The sequence below is a fragment of the Actinomycetota bacterium genome (genome assembly GCA_030682655.1).
GTDB lineage: Bacteria > Actinomycetota > Coriobacteriia > Anaerosomatales > JAUXNU01 > JAUXNU01.
This window is the reverse complement of the sequence record JAUXNU010000065.1, coordinates 1-1,960: the sequence shown is the minus strand read 5'-3', so window position 1 is coordinate 1,960 and position 1,960 is coordinate 1. Positions and strand designations below refer to the sequence as shown.

The window sequence follows — 1,960 nt, the reverse complement described above, 5'->3', positions numbered from 1 at the left end:
GCGTGGTTCGCTTGCGCGCCGACATCGATCTCGACACCGCAATCCCACTCGACCACTCCGCGCAGTGGAAGCGGCTCGATGTCGCGGTGCTCCAGGAACTCATCCTCAACCCGATCCTAGGCATTCACCCGGACCGTCCGGAGACATTCGGGCGACTCTCGTTCGTGAAGGACGCGCACGATGCGCTCAAGATGACGGACAAACACGACGTGGCCTTCGTGATGCGCCCGACGCGGATGGACCAGCTGCGAGCGATCGCGCTCGCAGGGGAGACGATGCCCCAGAAGTCGACCTACTTCTATCCGAAGCTGCTCTCCGGTCTCCTCTACCGCGCCATGGACGAGGACTAGATGCCCCCGGCCCTTCTAGGTCCGCCGTTCGCTCCGGACGCCCACGCCCTCGACCGTGAGCCACGTGCGGTGGGGGCACACTTCCCCAAGCCTGCACGCCTCGCAGCGCGGCGCTTTCGGTCGGCAGTACTCGCGCCCGATGAGCCACGCCGCAAGATCGAGGGTGCCCGGAGCCTCAGGGCATACCTCCGCGGCGGCCGCTTCGATGGCTTCACGCGTGTCACACTCGACGAGGCCCGCGCGCAGGAACACGCGCCGCACCTGCACGTCGTAGGCCACCTGCCCGCACTCCCTGCCCGCAAGCTCAACTCCGAAGTGGCGCGTGAGAATCTCGGTCGCCATGACCGCCTTCTTGCGCCCGATTCCATCGAACGCCGCGAACCTCTCAGTCACCTCAAGCACATGGCTTCCCGGCACCCAGATCAGCGAGGCATCGCTGTCGTACTCGTCGATCACGCGACGAGCCGCCGCACACACCCATCGCGGCAGCGTCTCTTTGAACCGATGCAGCATCGGGGATCGCTGGACGGCCTCGCGCACCGCCTGCGGGTCGCCCGCGAGGCGTGCGAGGTCGAGATGGCCGAGACGCTCTCGCAACAGGAACGGACCGGCCCACGCACGCTCGGCGGGGATTCCCTGCGTGAACAGAACGCCGAAGAGAAACGCCATGGGCGACTCACTGAGGAGCGCGTCGGCGTTGGGATTGCCGGTGAACGATGTGCCGACCTGCGCTGCGCCTTCGGACTCGAGCTCGCGCCCGAAGGCGAGCAGCGTCGCTGCGACGGGGGAAAGCATCGTCCGCCGTCAGAACTTCATCGAGTCCCTCTTGATCTTGTGGATGAGCTCCTCGCGCTCCTCGGGTGTGTAGGCGTCGCCGTACCTGTCGAGCGCCTTGAGCCGCGCGCCCAGCTCCACCCCGTTCGCCGTGCGATGCAGCGCGTAGAGGAAACACGTCACCGCTAGGCCGCAGAAGATGTCCTTGATGAGCCCGTAGAGCTCGTCCCACTCATTGTAGTGCGGTCCGCAGAATCGCATGGCCCCTCCTCACGGGACGTGAATCACTGAATCCGCCGGCGCTGACACGCCGAGAGCCGTCTGAGCCTGAATGTTCCCGATTCGGTGCAGCGCCTCACCGGGAGGTCGACACGACCGCGCCATGACGTCAGCTGATGCGCGGACCGCTCTTCAGATAGAACCCGCAGAAGAGACAGACGTCCTTGACCGGCGCTTCGCGATCCACGGCGGGATCGAAGATGAGCTCCGGATCGGTGGTGAGCTCGTTCGCTGGCCGGTCGCAGGCGGCAAAGGCGCACTTCGTCGGGCAGCGGTCGCCAATCGTCGTCGGATGAGGGCACTCGGCCTGCATCTCCTCATCACAGCCGCGCTGCTCCCAGCATTTCGCCATCTTCGAGCCTCCTTCACCTTCGTCAGTGCCGCTGATTCTACTACGGGACCGTCACACTCACACGCTCACAAGCACGTTGCGTGCCCATCCTCACACCTTCACTCTCGCGCAGGAGCGAGGCTTCTCAGCGCGAACTATGAATGTGGGGCATCCTGCGGGCGCGAACCACGCCCCACACACACCGAATCCACGCCCCGGAACCTCT

4 protein-coding genes are annotated in these 1,960 nt (G+C 65.5%); 1 reads left to right on the top strand and 3 read right to left on the bottom strand.

Going from position 1 to position 1,960, the window contains the following annotated elements; translation table 11 throughout:
• On the top strand, nt 1-350 hold a 350-nt coding region (locus tag Q8K99_04285; GenBank protein MDP2181771.1), incomplete at its 5' end, for a DUF1015 domain-containing protein.
• Between the two features lie 15 nt (nt 351-365).
• Here the strand turns inward: Q8K99_04285 and Q8K99_04280 are convergent.
• From Q8K99_04280 to Q8K99_04270, 3 genes are all read right to left on the bottom strand, one after another.
• Nucleotides 366-1,145: a hypothetical protein gene (locus Q8K99_04280; GenBank protein ID MDP2181770.1), complete on the bottom strand. Its 780-nt coding sequence runs from the start codon at nt 1,143-1,145 to the stop codon at nt 366-368.
• Between the two features lie 9 nt (nt 1,146-1,154).
• A complete protein-coding gene (locus tag Q8K99_04275; protein ID MDP2181769.1) occupies nt 1,155-1,385 on the bottom strand; it encodes a hypothetical protein in 231 nt (76 codons plus the stop codon).
• A 127-nt stretch (nt 1,386-1,512) separates the two neighbouring features.
• Nucleotides 1,513-1,755, bottom strand: coding sequence for a hypothetical protein (locus Q8K99_04270; protein MDP2181768.1), 243 nt, complete (start codon nt 1,753-1,755; stop codon nt 1,513-1,515).
• Between the last annotated feature and the right edge of the window lie 205 nt (nt 1,756-1,960).

Coding starts and splice junctions, on each gene's coding strand:
- Q8K99_04275 (MDP2181769.1), bottom strand. CDS start 1,385: ATGCGATTCTGCGGACCGCACTACAATGAGTGGGACGAGCTCTACGGG.
- Q8K99_04270 (MDP2181768.1), bottom strand. CDS start 1,755: ATGGCGAAATGCTGGGAGCAGCGCGGCTGTGATGAGGAGATGCAGGCC.
- Q8K99_04280 (MDP2181770.1), bottom strand. CDS start 1,145: ATGCTTTCCCCCGTCGCAGCGACGCTGCTCGCCTTCGGGCGCGAGCTC.